Origin of the sequence: Galbitalea sp. SE-J8, from assembly GCF_030345695.1 — a bacterium.
In the GTDB taxonomy this organism is placed as follows: Bacteria; Actinomycetota; Actinomycetes; order Actinomycetales; family Microbacteriaceae; genus JAUASV01.
Map to the genome: position 1 here is coordinate 89,331 of NZ_JAUASV010000005.1, position 12,633 is coordinate 101,963.

Below are 12,633 nucleotides of genomic sequence, written 5' to 3' on the forward strand. Positions count from 1 at the left end.
TGGGTGCGCCGCAGGAGCGCGAGCAGGCCCTGCAGCAGGATGAATCCGCCCACCACGAGCGCCCCGACGACGACCGCCCCGCCCCAGACCTGGAGGCTCCCGCATGACGCGCGTGCTCATCGTCGACGACCACTCGATCTTCCGCTCGGGACTGCGCGCCGACCTGGACGCGGACCTCGAGGTGGTCGGCGAGGCCGGGGACGCGGATGCGGCGGTCGCCGCCATCGGGCGCCTCACCCCCGTGGTCGTGCTGCTCGACGTGCACCTGCCCGGCGGCGCCGGCGGGCGCGGGGCCGAGGTGGTGCGGCGGGTGGTCGCGGGTGCTGGTGCTGGTGCTGGTGCTGGTGCTGGTGCGGGTGCGGTGCGGTTTCTCGCCCTCTCGGTCTCCGACGCGGCGGAGGACGTCGTCGGCGTCATCCGGTCGGGCGCCCGCGGGTACATCACGAAGGGCTCGTCGGGGGCGGAGGTGTCTGCCGGGGTGCGGGCCGTGGCATCCGGGGACGCGGTGTTCTCGCCGCGCCTGGCGGGCATCGTGCTCGACGCGTTCGGCGCGGTCGCGGGGGAGCAGGCGTCGACCGACGACGAGCTCGACCGGCTCTCGGCGCGCGAGCGCGAGGCAAGCTGCTCTGACGACCAGCTGAGGGGTCGCATTCCGTCGGAATGGGGGAGCGGATATTGACCGGATGCGTCCCCTCAGCGGCGAGCGATGGCGCTCCGACGGCGAGCGTGTAGTATGCAACTTGTATACAAGGAGGAACGGATGCCGGCCACGAGCGAGTCCGCGGCGAGTCGTGCCTATGCGTCCATGCGCGCGCGCATCCTCGACGGCGAGCTGCCGGGCGGCTCCCTCGTGAGCGAGAACGAGATCGCCGCGCAGCTCGGGGTGAGCCGCACGCCGGTGCGCGAGGCGTTCCATCGGCTGCAGACCGAGGGCTGGATGCAGCTCTACCCGAAGCGCGGAGCGGTCGTCGTGCCGATCGGCCGGCGCGAGGCCCGCGACGTGCTCGAGGCACGCCGCGTGATCGAGGAGTGGGCGGCATCCGGCCTCGACGACGCGGCGCGGGCGGCCCTCGCGGAACGCCTCGTCGAGCTCGCCGACGAGCAGGAGCGCGTCGCGGGCACGCGTGACCTCGACGAGTTCGCGCGCCTCGACGCCAGGTTCCACCAGGAGATCGTCGACGCCGGCGGCAACGACGTGCTCTCCGCGGTGTACCGCGGGTTCGACGACCGGCAGCGGCGGATGACGTCCCGGGCCGTCGCCGCCGAGCCGGCACGCCTGGACCGGGTGGTCGAGCAGCACCGCCGGCTGGCGGCCGCGCTCGGCGCCGGGAGCACGTTCGCCGAGGTGCTCGAGCGGCACTTCGCGGACATCCACCGCGAGCTCACCGCGGACTAGCGCGAGCGCGCAGCACGACTGCCGCACGGCGCGACCGGCACGCAGCACGACCAACACAGCACCCGACCAGCACGCAGCACGACCAACGCAGCGACCAGCACGCAGCGTGACCAACGCAGCACGACCAGCACCCAGCACGACCAGCGCGGCACCCGACCACGACGAAGGAGAACGACCGGTGACGGCCGATACAGGCACCGTTCCCGTGCGGAGCGTCCGCTCCGCCGCCCCAGCGCGGGGCCGCATCCGTCCGCGAGGCCGGACCGGCCCGCGCGCCTGGCTCGGGGGCGCCGCGGCGCTCGTCGCGGTGGGTTGGGGCGGCAACGAGTTCACCCCGCTGCTCGTGCTGTACCGGCAGGCGGACGGCCTGACGGCGCTCGCGGTCGACGTGCTGCTCGGCGTGTACGTGCTCGGCATCGTCCCGGGTCTGCTGCTCGGCGGACCGCTGTCCGACCGCTACGGCCGCCGGCCGTTCATGCACGTCGCGGCGGCACTGTGCGTGCTCGGGTCGGGCGTGCTCGCGCTCGGCGATCTGTTCCCCGGCGCGCTGCTCGCGGGACGCCTGCTCTCGGGCCTCGCCCTCGGCGTCGTGATGGCGGTCGGCACGAGCTGGGTGAAGGAGCTCTCCGAGCCGCCGTTCGACCCGCGCGGCACGTCCGGTGCGGGGGCGCGGCGGGCATCCCTCGCCCTCACCGTGGGGTTCGGCACGGGCGCGGTCGCCGCGGCACTGCTCGCGCAGTTCTCGCCGCTGCCGGAGGTGCTGCCCTACGCCGTGAACGTCGTGGCGACGCTCGCGGCGTGGGCGCTCCTGTCCGCGTCGCCCGAGACGCGGGCCCGGTCCGCCGCGCCCGGGCGGCTCCGCGACGACCTGCGGGTGCCGGCCGCACGGCACCGCCGCTTCCTCTTCGTGGTCGTGCCCATGGCGCCCTGGGTGTTCGGCTCGGCGGCGAGCGCCTACGCCGTGCTGCCGGTGGTGCTGTCGTGGCGGATGCCGGGGTTCGGCGTCGGCGCGGCCGGCCTGTTCTGCTTCGTGGCGATCGGCGCGGGCGTGCTCAGCCAGCAGGCGGCGAAGCGCATCGACTCGCCGCACTCGGCGCGCGCGATCGTCGTCGCACTCGCGGTCGCCGCGCTCGGCATGGGGCTCGCGGCGGTGGCGGCGTTCGCGGCGAGCGTCGCGATCGGGCTCGTCGCGGCCGCGGCCCTCGGCGCGGCCTACGGCCTGCTGCTCGTCTCGGGGCTGCTCGAGGTGCAGCGCATCGCCGGCCCGGACGACCTCGCCGGGCTCACCGCCGTCTACTACTCGATCAGCTACCTGGGCTTCTTCGTGCCGGCCGCGCTCGCGATCGCATCCGTCGCCTGGGGCTACCCGGCGCTGTTCCTCGTCGGCGTGGTGGCCGCCGCGATCTGCTGCGGCGTCGTCGCGCTCCGCTACCGCGCGCACCTGCCGCTGCCGCGCTGACGAGCGCCCGGCAGCGGCCGCGCGCACCTGCCCCGGCCGCGCCGACGGCCGCGCAGCGGGCGATCCGGCGGCACGGCGATCAGGCGAAGAGCCGCTGCAGGCGTGCGACGCCCTCGAGCAGGTCGTCGTCGCCGAGGGCGTACGAGAGCCGCAGGTAGCCCGAGGGCCCGAACGCCTCGCCCGGCACCACGGCGACCTCGGCCTGCTCGAGGATGAGGTCGGCGAGCTCGAGCGTCGTGGTCGGGGTGACGCCGCCCCAGCTGCGGCCGAGCAGGCCGCGCACGTCGGGGTAGACGTAGAACGCGCCGTGCGGCGTCGGGCAGATCACGCCGTCGATCGCGGAGAGTCCCGCGACGATGAGCCTGCGACGCCGGTCGAACGCGTCGCGCATGACGGATGCCGACTCCTGCGGCCCGGTGAGCGCGGCGATCGCGGCGCGCTGCGACACGTTCGAGACGTTGGACGAGAGGTGCGACTGCAGGTTCGCGGCGCCGGCGATCGCGTCGGCCGGGCCGATCATCCAGCCGACCCGCCATCCGGTCATGGCGTAGGTCTTCGCGACGCCGTTGACGAGGATCGTCTGCGCGGCGAGCTCCGGCACGGCCTGCACGATGGAGACCGCGGTCACGCCGTCGTAGGTCAGGTTCTGGTAGATCTCGTCCGAGACCACCCAGACGCCGTGCTCGAGCGCCCAGCGGCCGATCGCCTCCGTCTCGGCGGGCGTGTACACGGCGCCGGTCGGGTTCGACGGCGACACGAACACGAGCAGCTTGGTGCGCTCCGTGCGGGCCGCCTCGAGCTGCTCGACCGTGACCTTGTACTCCTGGCCGGCACCCGCGAACACCTCGACGGGCACGCCGCCGGCGAGCTTGATCGCCTCGGGGTAGGTCGTCCAGTACGGCGCGGGCAGCAGCGCCTCGTCGCCGTCGTCGAGCAGCGTCGCGAACGCCTGGTACACCGCCTGCTTGCCGCCGTTGGTGACGATCACCTGCGATGCGGGCACGGCGAGCCCGCTGTCGCGCAGCGTCTTGGCGGCGATCGCCTCGCGCAGCTCCGGCAGGCCGGCGGCGGGCGTGTACCGGTAGTTCTTCGGATCGAGCACCGCAGCGGATGCCGCCTCGACGATGTGCGCGGGCGTCGCGAAGTCCGGCTCTCCCGCCGCGTAGGAGATGACCGGCCGGCCGGCCGCCTTCAGTGCCTTCGCCTTCGCGTCGACCTTGAGGGTCGCGGACTCGGCGATGGCGGCGATGCGGGAGGAGATGCGGTGGGGGCTCGGCACGACGTCCAGCGTACCGGCGCCGAATTCCCCGGCCCGGCCGGATGACGTACACTCGACTGAAGTGGTGGGGAGCACCAAGCTTCGCCGTGCCCGCTAACCGGCGATGAACGTTGGTCGGCGGCGCACGGTCGCGCGGAACTCCTCCCCTCGGCGGTCCGGCCATCCGGGCGCCTAGGGCGGTAGCTCAATTGGCAGAGCAGCGGTCTCCAAAACCGCAGGTTGCAGGTTCGATTCCTGTCCGCCCTGCAGGGCCGTGTTCGAATGGACGCGGTGTTCGAGTGAACGCGGTTCGGCATCCGTGCGGATGCCGGCCGGTGATCTCGGATGACAAGTGATCCGAACGACGAAACTGTCGGAAGGTTGGACGAGAGTGGCACGCAAGATCATCGACGAGCCCAGTGAGGACGTCGTCGCCAACGCGCGGAAGGATCGCGCCGAACGGCGCAACCCGTTCGCGCGGGTCGCCCTGTTCATCCGCCAGGTCATCGCCGAGCTGCGCAAGGTCGTCACGCCGACGCGGCGGGAACTTGTGAGCTTCACGCTCGTGGTGCTCGTCTTCGTCATCATCATGATGGCGATCGTCGGCGCGCTCGACTGGGTGTTCTCCCTCGCGGTGAACGTCGTCTTCGGCAGCAACGAGCAGTAGGGTCGCCCGGCGACCGGGCCGGTTCGCCGGCCCACACGAAATGGAATGAGAATCGTGGCGGACAACCACCAGAACGACATCGACCTCGCGACCGCTGCGGAGCAGTCGTCGGAGGAGGACGAGGCCCAGGAGGGCGACACCCTCGCCGCCGAGGAGCGCAGCGTCGACTCGGCCGAGCACCGCGCCCTGCACGTCGAGGACGAGTCGGCGGATGACGCCGGCGACCTCCAGGGACTGCTCGACGCGCTCGACGCGGCCGTCGACACCGAGGCGGATGCCGTCGTCGACGACGCCCTGGACATCGACTCGGACGACGAGTCGGAGGCCGCCGCGGAGGCGACCGACGACGAGGAGGACGACGGAGACGAGGAGGACGACGACGTGACGCCCTACGACGGCCCGGACGTCAACGGTCCCGATGACCGTCCGACCGAGTACACCGACCCGGCCGACATCGTCGAGGCGGAGATCGAGGCGGAGGAGGCCGTCGAGGTCGACCCGTACGAGGAGTTCAAGCTCGAGCTGCGCGGCAAGCCGGGCAAGTGGTACGTCATCCACTCCTATGCGGGCTTCGAGAAGCGCGTGAAGCAGAACATCGAGAACCGCAAGGTCTCGATGTCGATGGAGGACTACGTCTTCGAGGTGCAGGTGCCGATGGAGGACGTGGTCGAGATCAAGAACGGCCAGCGCAAGCTCGTCAACCGGGTGCGCATCCCGGGCTACGTGCTCGTGCGGATGGACCTCAACGAGGACAGCTGGTCGGTCGTGCGTCACACCCCCGGCGTGACGGGCTTCGTCGGCAACTCGCACAACCCGACGCCGCTGCGCTTCGACGAGGCGTTCAGCATGCTCAAGAGCCTCGTGCAGGTCGTCGAGGCCCCGGCCGCGAAGAGCGCCGCGGGCGGCGCGGCCTCGAAGGGCAAGGCGGTCAGCCGCTCGATCCCGGCCGAGGTCGACTTCGAGATCGGCGAGACGATCACGATCAAGGAGGGCTCGTTCGCGGGTCTTCCGGGCACGATCAACGAGATCAAGCCGGAGAGCGGCAAGCTCACGGTGCTCGTGTCGTTGTTCGAGCGCGAGACGCCGGTCGAGCTGTCGTTCGACCAGGTCACGAAGCTCTGACCCGCTCCGCTGGTCGAGGAGCGCACCCGCTCCGCTGGTCGAGGAGCGCACCTCCTCCGCTGGTCGAGGAGCGCACGAGCGTAGCGAGTACGCGTCTCGAGACCACAGCACGCATTGCCCCGAAGCGGGCGGCACCCCGGTGCCGCCCGCTTCGTCGTCCAAACGGATGCCGTCAGCCGGCCCGTCGACGCACCTCACGCCGAGCGGCGCCGACCGTCCTGCGCACGCGGAATGAACATCGCGAGGTCGAGCCCCTCGAGCAGGTCTCCCGGCTCGACGCCGAGCGCGGCAGCGATGCGCACGAGCGAGTGCACGTTCGGCATCCCGCGTCCGCCCTCGTAGGCGCGGATGTTCGACGAGTCGATGTCTGTCGCGGCGGCGAGCTGTCGTCCGACTGACGGCCAGCCGGTGGTACACCGCGCCCGCGGTGGTACACTCGGTCGATGCCGACCACCCGCCCGCGCTACCAGATCACCGAGACGGATGAGGTGGCGCGCGCCCTCGACGCGGCCGAGCGCCGGTGGCCCGGTGAGCCGCGATCGCGCCTGCTCGTGCGCCTCGTCATCGAGAACGGCGCCCGCGTCGCCGAGCTGACCGAGGAGGAGGCCGCTCGTCGCGCTGCCGCCGTCGACTCGCTTGCGGGCAGTTTCGCCGGGGTCTACCCCGAGGGCTATCTCGAGGAGCTCCGTTCCGACTGGCCCGAGTGAGCGGGCCGACGTGATCGTGCTCGACGCGAGCGTGATGATCGCCGCACTCGATCGGACGGATGCCCATTTCCGCCGGGCGAAAGCCATCCTCCGCAGCGCCGGCCGTGAGCGTCTCGTGGCTCATCGGATCACGCTCGCCGAGGTGCTTGTGCGCCCAGCGGGCGCGGGCAAGGACGATGCCGTCGCCTCGGCTCTCGACGCGATGGGAGTCGGACGACTGGACGAGCCCGACGATCCGCGCGTGCTGGCGCAGCTTCGCGCGCGCCATGGGCTGAAGATGCCGGACTGTTGCGTGCTTCACGCCGCGCTGCGTGACGGCGCCCGGCTGGCGACCTTCGACGAGCGGCTCGCAGGAGCCGCCCGTGCGGAGGGCGTGGCGGTGGTGCGTCGCGCCGGCGACTGACCGGTCACCGCACTGGCGGGCAACCCCACCATCCGCGTATCATGAACAGGTTGTCCGGGCGCTGGCGTGCCCGCGCGCAGCACCACCGCATCCGGGAGTCGCCCGGATGTCGGGAGCGCGTCCGCAGGACGCACGACAGAAGGGAGCGCTTCATGGCGCCCAAGAAGAAGGTGACGGGGCTCATCAAGCTCCAGATCCAGGCCGGTGCGGCCAACCCCGCTCCGCCGATCGGACCGGCTCTCGGTCAGCACGGCGTGAACATCATGGAGTTCTGCAAGGCGTACAACGCCGCGACCGAGTCGCAGCGCGGCAACGTCATCCCGGTGGAGATCACCGTCTACGAGGACCGTTCGTTCACGTTCGTCCTGAAGACCCCGCCGGCGGCCGAGCTCATCAAGAAGGCCGCGGGCGTCGCCAAGGGCTCGTCCACGCCGCACACGGTCAAGGTCGCGAAGCTCACGCGTGAGCAGGTCCGCGCCATCGCCGAGCAGAAGCAGGTCGACCTCAACGCGAACGACATCGAGGCGGCCGAGAAGATCATCGCGGGCACCGCCCGCTCGATGGGGATCACGGTGGAGGCGTAATCATGGCGACCAAGTCCAAGGCATACCGCACCGCCGCCGAGAAGATCGAGGACGGCAGGTTCTACACGACGGCCGAGGCGGTCGACCTCGCGAAGGTCACCGGTTCGGCGAAGTTCGACTCGACCGTCGAGGTCGCGCTCAAGCTCGGCGTCGACCCCCGCAAGGCGGACCAGATGGTGCGCGGCACCGTCATCCTCCCGCACGGCACGGGCAAGACCGCTCGCGTCATCGTGTTCGCGACGGGTGCGGCGGCCGAGGCCGCGATCGCGGCCGGAGCGGATGAGGTCGGCGGCGCCGAGCTCATCGAGAAGGTCGCGGGCGGGTACACGTCGTTCGACGCGGCCGTCTCCACCCCGGAGCTCATGGGCCAGGTCGGCCGACTCGGCAAGGTGCTCGGCCCGCGCGGTCTCATGCCCAACCCGAAGACCGGCACGGTCACCCCGAACCCGGCCAAGGCCGTCGAGGAGATCAAGGGCGGCAAGATCGAGTTCCGCGTCGACAAGCACGCCAACGTGCACTTCGTCGCGGGCAAGGCCTCGTTCTCGCCGGAGCAGCTCAACGAGAACCTCAAGGCGGCGATCGACGAGATCGTGCGCGTGAAGCCGTCGAGCTCGAAGGGCCGCTACATCACGAAGGCGACCGTCTCGACGACGTTCGGCCCCGGCATCCCGGTGGATGTCGCGACCCTCGCCTGAGCGCTTCGAGACGGCCGTAACCGGCCTCCTCGGCGGGTTCCTCAGCCCGGCGAACGCCTCACGAAACGAAGGCTCCGCGCAGCACGCGCGGAGCCTTCGTCGTTCCGGACGCGACCCCCATCACGTCCGGCTCGCGAGGGCTCAGCCGTCGCAGACCTTGAGCACGATCTTGCCGCGCGTGTGCCCCGTCTCGAGCGCCGTGTGCGCTGCCGCAGCGTCGTCGAGGTCGAAGACCTGATCGACGTAGACCCGCACGTCGCCCGACTGCAGCAGCCGCGAGACGACCGCGAGCGTCGATCCGTCGGGGGTGTACTTGAACGTCGTGGCGCGCACGCCCGCGGCGGCGGCGTCGTCGATGAGACTCGGCCAGCTGCCGGTCGGGGCGTTGATGAGCAGCCCGCCGGGCCGCAGCACGCGGAGCGATCGGGTGCCGGTCTCATCCGCGGTGTTGCCGACGAGATCGATGACGACGTCGACGTTCGAGACGGCGTCCTCGAACCGGTCGACGGAGTGGTCGACGACCTCGGCCGCGCCGAGCTCGCGCAACCAGCCGACGTTGCGCGTCGAGGCGGTCGCGATGACGTACGCACCGAAGTACTGGGCGAACTGCACGGCGAAATGACCGACCCCGCCCGCCCCGGCGTGGATCAGGATGCGCTGGCCCTCGTGCGCCTTCGCGATCTCGACGACCATGCCCCACGCGGTGAGCGCGGCGAGCGGGACCCCCGCCGCCTCGACGTGCGAGAGCGCGGCCGGCTTGCGCGTGAGGTGGAGAGCGGATGCCGTGACGTACTCCGCGTAGCTTCCCGCCGAGCGCGGCACGGGCGTGATGCCGTAGACCTCGTCGCCCGGCTTGATCGGGTGCGCCTCGTAGGGCGACTCGACGACGATCCCGCTGAACTCGTTGCCGAGGATCGCCGGATAGGCGAGCGACGCCGCGACGCCCTTGCCCGAACGCGTCTTCGCGTCGATCGGGTTCACGCCCGCGGCGACGACCTTGACGAGGAACTCGGCATTGACCTTCGCGGGGAGTGGTCGCTCGGCGACGGTCAACGCGTCCGGTCCGCCCGCGCCTTCGATGACGACGGCCCGCATGGTGCCCATTGCAACCCTTCCTGGTCGACGACCAGTCAACGCAGGCAATGATTCGGCGCTGTTACGAGGGTGTCACCTCGGTGGAAACTATGCGGACCGTAGGATGCGGGGTCATGGGACAGGGCGTCGGCGCGATCCGGCTGATCGCGGCGATCGCATCCGCCACGGCCGTCGTGGTCACGGCCCACGGCTCGCTCGATGCGGGCCGGTTCGTGCTCGTGAACTTCTTCGGGTGTTTCACCGTGCAGGGCAACCTGATCTGCGTCGCCGTGTTCGCGGCGGCCGGCATCGCCGGCCTGACGGGCGGGCGCCAGGGCACCGTGCTCGTGTTCGCGCGGGCCGCCGCGACGGTGTACATCGTGATCGTCGGGCTCGTCTACAACACCCTGCTGACCGGAGTCGACGTGGGAACGGTCGTGCCGTGGACGAACGCCGTGCTCCACGTCGTGCTGCCGGTGTACGCGGCCGTCGACTGGCTCGTCGTCGGCGACCGGCCGGCGTTGCGCTGGTCGCGCCTGCCGCTCGTGCTCGGGTATCCGATCGTCTGGGTCGCGGTGGTGCTCCTCCGCCAGGTCGCCGAGGGTGCCGGCGGATGGGTGCCCTACCCGTTCCTCAACCTCGCGCGCCTCGGCGCCGGGGTCTGGTTCTGGGTCGCGGTGATCGCCGTCGCGTTCGTTCTCGTCGGGGCGCTCGTGTGGTGGGCGAGTCGCTGGCGCGGCATCATCCGGGCGCGCTGATCCTGGCGCGCTGACCCGGGCGCTTCACGCGACAGGGCGGTCCGGAGAGAGCTCCGGACCGCCCTGCCGCGATCATCGCCCGCGGATGCGGTGACCGGCTACTTCGTGACCTTCAGCTTGAACGTCTTCGTCGCCGCCGTGAACGTGCCCGACTCGAACACGACCTTGATCGTGTAGGTGCCCTTCTTGAGCTTGGGCAGCGTGACCGACTTCGCCTTGGTGCCCTTGAGCGACACCGACGTGAATCTGGTCGTGCTGTAGTAGACCTTCGCCGTGCCCTTCGGGCTCACCGTCGAGCCGCCCTTGCTGAGAGCGACCTTGACCTTGAGCTTGGTCTTCGCGGTGATCTTCTTCGACGCCGGCGTGACCGTCAGCTTGGTGGTGTCCTTGGCGAGCACCTCGGCCGACGGGATCACGCCATCCGAGTGTCCCTGCGCGAACGAGGAGACGCCGACACGGATCCTCTTGCCGACATCGCCCTTGGCGATCGTGTAGGAGCTGCCGTCGGCACCCGCGATCGGGGCGCCGTTGCGGTACCAGTGGTACGTGTACACGGCGCCGCCCACGGTGGGAGCCGACACGACCGCCTTGAGGGCCTTGCCGAACGTGGCGGTGCCGGCCAGCGTGACGACGGGCGCGTCGGGGTCGCCGAGCGCGACCGGGACCGTGCTCTCCGAGTACAGCTGCGAGCTGCCGTAGCCCACCTGGCGGACGGTGGCGGTGACGCTGAGGCTCTGGCCGAGCTGCGCGGTCGTCGGTGCGAAGGTCTGCGCGGTCGCCCCGGGGATCACGCCGTGGTCGGCGTACCACTGGTAGCTCGCGGTGACGGCGCCGGCCGGGAGGGTGGCGGTGAGCAGCGAGCCGACCTTCGGCTCACCGGTGACCGCGACCTTGCGCGGCGCGGTGAGCAGTGTCAGCGCCTTCGGCGCGGCAGCGGTCGCGGGCAGTCGGACGGCGCCGAGGTCCGTGGTGGCGCCGACGGCGACCGGGATCACGGTGTCGAAGTACTCGCTCGGGTAGCCGCTCGCCCACGCGCTGCCGCCGTAGTAGGTTCCGGGCTTGAGCCCGCCGACCACGACCGTGCCCGCGAAGTCCGAGACCCAGGTCGCCGCCACGGGGTCGTAGTGCTCGGCCGAGTAGGCGTCGCGGCCTCCCACGTACTTGCCCTGGGCGTCGTACCCGCTGTTGATCTGGGCGCTGCCGGAGTAGGTGCCCGGAGCCCCGAGCGTCACCCCGTTGACGTCCTGGATGGTGACGGACACCGCCCCCGCGTTGCGGGCGAGCGTCTGCGGGAACGTCGTGACGGATGCCGCGCCGCTCGTCACGGTGAACTGCGGGGCCATGTCGCTCCACTCGTCCGATCCGGTCGAGGTCTGCTCGGTCGAGTAGATCGCCGAGCTGGAGCTCGTCGGCGAGAACCAGAACGCGTAGCTCCCGTCGCTCAGCGTGTCGGTGAGGCTCCAGGCGCCGGACGCGTCGGTGAGCTCGTCGTCGACCCAGTACCAGTTGCCGCTCGCCGGGTCGAGCCGCTCCAGCTCGACCCACACGCCCGTGGCCGGTGCGCCCGCGTCGAGCACGGTGCCGGTGAGAGTGACGGGCGGTGCGTCGGCTGACGCAGCGGTGGTGCCGAGGAGAGTGCCGCCGAGGGCCAGAGCCCCGGCCGCGGTGACGCCGATGAGGCGTCGTGCGTAGGTGGGTTTCACGTGCTGCTCCTTTGCAGAGGTGGACTCGGCCGCCCTGGCCAAGTCGAGACGAACTCGTCCCCACTCGTGAGCATAGACCCGCAGGGACCGCGAGGAAGACCCAATGTCGTGCGCCCGGCGCCCGGCGCCCGGCGTCCGATCCGCGCGCGTCAGCGACGCAGTCGGGTCAGCACGTGCTCCGCGTAGGCGAGCAGCATGTGGATCTCGTTCTCGTCGCGGTCGACCCAGCGGCACTGCGGCTCGGCGTCCACGGGCACGAAGTCGCGGTGCTGCTCCCAGACGACGAGGGTGCGCTCCGCGCCGAGCACGTACTGCTGCCACCACACCTGACGCAGGTAGGACCGCGGGATCGAGCGCCAGGCGGATGCCGTCGTCTTGATCTCGCACAGCACGAGCGTCGTGTCGTGCACGGCGACGCCGTCGGGAGTGGCGAGGTGCCGGACGTCGGCGTCGGCGTGGAACAGCAGCTCGTTCGGCGCGATGCGGTGCTCGCGCGACACCCAGCGGGCGATCTCCGGTTCGCGTGCGCGGCCGTGCGCGGTGAAGTCGTTGCCGCCGAACCCGGTGCCGAGCAGCTTGTCGACGGCCACCTGCTCGGCCGCGCGGACGCTCGTGAGGCGGGCGGCATCCGTCGCGGTGACGCCGTGGGCGCGGGCGCGCAGCCAGGCGACCCGGTCGCTCGCCGAGGCGACGACGCGCTGGGTGTGCGGACGGCGCGGGGCGACCGGCTCGTCCCACAGCGCGAGGGTGGGCTGCACGGCGGTCACCGCTCCATCATCGCCGCCGGCGACGACATCCGCGCGACGC

15 protein-coding genes and 1 tRNA gene are annotated in these 12,633 nt (G+C 71.4%); 11 read left to right on the top strand and 5 right to left on the bottom strand.

The window, feature by feature from the left end; translation table 11 throughout:
- Positions 1–103: 103 nt before the first annotated feature.
- The 3 genes from QT381_RS05505 (at position 104) to QT381_RS05515 (ending at position 2,855) form a co-directional block, all read left to right on the top strand.
- Positions 104–679 carry a response regulator gene (locus tag QT381_RS05505; RefSeq protein ID WP_289247772.1) on the top strand — a complete coding sequence of 192 codons (576 nt, stop codon included), beginning with the start codon at positions 104–106 and terminating at the stop codon, positions 677–679.
- Positions 680–760: 81 nt separating this feature from the next.
- On the top strand, positions 761–1,396 hold the full coding sequence (locus tag QT381_RS05510) for a GntR family transcriptional regulator (RefSeq protein ID WP_289247773.1): 636 nt from the start codon (positions 761–763) through the stop codon (positions 1,394–1,396).
- A 178-nt stretch (positions 1,397–1,574) separates the two neighbouring features.
- Complete coding sequence (locus QT381_RS05515) at positions 1,575–2,855, top strand: MFS transporter (RefSeq protein WP_353889755.1); 1,281 nt, start codon at positions 1,575–1,577, stop codon at positions 2,853–2,855.
- A gap of 79 nt (positions 2,856–2,934) precedes the next feature.
- Here QT381_RS05515 and QT381_RS05520 read toward each other — a convergent pair whose 3' ends face one another.
- Complete coding sequence (locus tag QT381_RS05520) at positions 2,935–4,134, bottom strand: pyridoxal phosphate-dependent aminotransferase (RefSeq protein WP_289247774.1); 1,200 nt, start codon at positions 4,132–4,134, stop codon at positions 2,935–2,937.
- A gap of 173 nt (positions 4,135–4,307) precedes the next feature.
- Here QT381_RS05520 and QT381_RS05525 point away from each other — a divergent pair.
- The 3 genes from QT381_RS05525 to nusG all read left to right on the top strand — a co-directional run bounded on the left by QT381_RS05525 (position 4,308) and on the right by nusG (position 5,902).
- Positions 4,308–4,380 (top strand) — tRNA-Trp (locus QT381_RS05525).
- A gap of 124 nt (positions 4,381–4,504) precedes the next feature.
- Positions 4,505–4,780, top strand: a complete 276-nt coding sequence (secE, locus tag QT381_RS05530; RefSeq protein ID WP_289247775.1) for a preprotein translocase subunit SecE — start codon at positions 4,505–4,507, stop codon at positions 4,778–4,780.
- A 54-nt stretch (positions 4,781–4,834) separates the two neighbouring features.
- Positions 4,835–5,902 (top strand): transcription termination/antitermination protein NusG, encoded by a 1,068-nt coding sequence (gene nusG / locus QT381_RS05535; RefSeq protein WP_289247776.1) that lies wholly within the window; start codon positions 4,835–4,837, stop codon positions 5,900–5,902.
- A 194-nt stretch (positions 5,903–6,096) separates the two neighbouring features.
- Here the strand turns inward: nusG and QT381_RS05540 are convergent, their stop codons facing one another.
- Positions 6,097–6,387, bottom strand: a complete 291-nt coding sequence (locus QT381_RS05540; RefSeq protein WP_289247844.1) for a helix-turn-helix domain-containing protein — start codon at positions 6,385–6,387, stop codon at positions 6,097–6,099.
- On the opposite strand from QT381_RS05540, the gene QT381_RS05545 reads away from it, so the two are divergent.
- The 4 genes from QT381_RS05545 to rplA all read left to right on the top strand — a co-directional run bounded on the left by QT381_RS05545 (position 6,346) and on the right by rplA (position 8,291).
- Positions 6,346–6,609 carry a hypothetical protein gene (locus tag QT381_RS05545; RefSeq protein ID WP_289247852.1) on the top strand — a complete coding sequence of 88 codons (264 nt, stop codon included), beginning with the start codon at positions 6,346–6,348 and terminating at the stop codon, positions 6,607–6,609. The genes QT381_RS05540 and QT381_RS05545 overlap by 42 nt on opposite strands.
- A gap of 10 nt (positions 6,610–6,619) precedes the next feature.
- Complete coding sequence (locus QT381_RS05550) at positions 6,620–7,012, top strand: type II toxin-antitoxin system VapC family toxin (protein WP_289247777.1); 393 nt, start codon at positions 6,620–6,622, stop codon at positions 7,010–7,012.
- A 152-nt stretch (positions 7,013–7,164) separates the two neighbouring features.
- Positions 7,165–7,596 carry a 50S ribosomal protein L11 gene (gene rplK, locus QT381_RS05555; protein WP_289247779.1) on the top strand — a complete coding sequence of 144 codons (432 nt, stop codon included), beginning with the start codon at positions 7,165–7,167 and terminating at the stop codon, positions 7,594–7,596.
- A 2-nt stretch (positions 7,597–7,598) separates the two neighbouring features.
- Positions 7,599–8,291 carry a 50S ribosomal protein L1 gene (gene rplA, locus QT381_RS05560; protein ID WP_289247780.1) on the top strand — a complete coding sequence of 231 codons (693 nt, stop codon included), beginning with the start codon at positions 7,599–7,601 and terminating at the stop codon, positions 8,289–8,291.
- A gap of 141 nt (positions 8,292–8,432) precedes the next feature.
- On the opposite strand, the gene QT381_RS05565 is transcribed toward rplA, so the two are convergent.
- The gene (locus tag QT381_RS05565; RefSeq protein WP_289247845.1) at positions 8,433–9,386 is read right to left on the bottom strand and encodes an NADP-dependent oxidoreductase; all 954 of its coding nucleotides are present in this window, start codon (positions 9,384–9,386) and stop codon (positions 8,433–8,435) included.
- A 113-nt stretch (positions 9,387–9,499) separates the two neighbouring features.
- Between QT381_RS05565 and QT381_RS05570 the strand changes: the two genes are divergently transcribed.
- A complete protein-coding gene (locus tag QT381_RS05570; protein ID WP_289247781.1) occupies positions 9,500–10,123 on the top strand; it encodes a Pr6Pr family membrane protein in 624 nt (207 codons plus the stop codon).
- A gap of 98 nt (positions 10,124–10,221) precedes the next feature.
- On the opposite strand, the gene QT381_RS05575 is transcribed toward QT381_RS05570, so the two are convergent.
- Both QT381_RS05575 and QT381_RS05580 read right to left on the bottom strand, forming a co-directional pair.
- Positions 10,222–11,826, bottom strand: coding sequence for a hypothetical protein (locus QT381_RS05575; RefSeq protein WP_289247783.1), 1,605 nt, complete (start codon positions 11,824–11,826; stop codon positions 10,222–10,224).
- Positions 11,827–11,975: 149 nt separating this feature from the next.
- Positions 11,976–12,593, bottom strand: coding sequence for a YqaJ viral recombinase family protein (locus QT381_RS05580; protein WP_502877456.1), 618 nt, complete (start codon positions 12,591–12,593; stop codon positions 11,976–11,978).
- Positions 12,594–12,633: the final 40 nt, after the last annotated feature.

Bases quoted from the DNA above. Each gene is read 5' to 3' on its own strand.
- QT381_RS05505 (WP_289247772.1), top strand. From the start codon at position 104: ATGACGCGCGTGCTCATCGTCGACGACCACTCGATCTTCCGCTCGGGA.
- QT381_RS05510 (WP_289247773.1), top strand. From the start codon at position 761: ATGCCGGCCACGAGCGAGTCCGCGGCGAGTCGTGCCTATGCGTCCATG.
- QT381_RS05545 (WP_289247852.1), top strand. From the start codon at position 6,346: ATGCCGACCACCCGCCCGCGCTACCAGATCACCGAGACGGATGAGGTG.
- rplK (WP_289247779.1), top strand. From the start codon at position 7,165: ATGGCGCCCAAGAAGAAGGTGACGGGGCTCATCAAGCTCCAGATCCAG.
- rplA (WP_289247780.1), top strand. From the start codon at position 7,599: ATGGCGACCAAGTCCAAGGCATACCGCACCGCCGCCGAGAAGATCGAG.
- QT381_RS05565 (WP_289247845.1), bottom strand. From the start codon at position 9,386: ATGCGGGCCGTCGTCATCGAAGGCGCGGGCGGACCGGACGCGTTGACC.
- QT381_RS05570 (WP_289247781.1), top strand. From the start codon at position 9,500: ATGGGACAGGGCGTCGGCGCGATCCGGCTGATCGCGGCGATCGCATCC.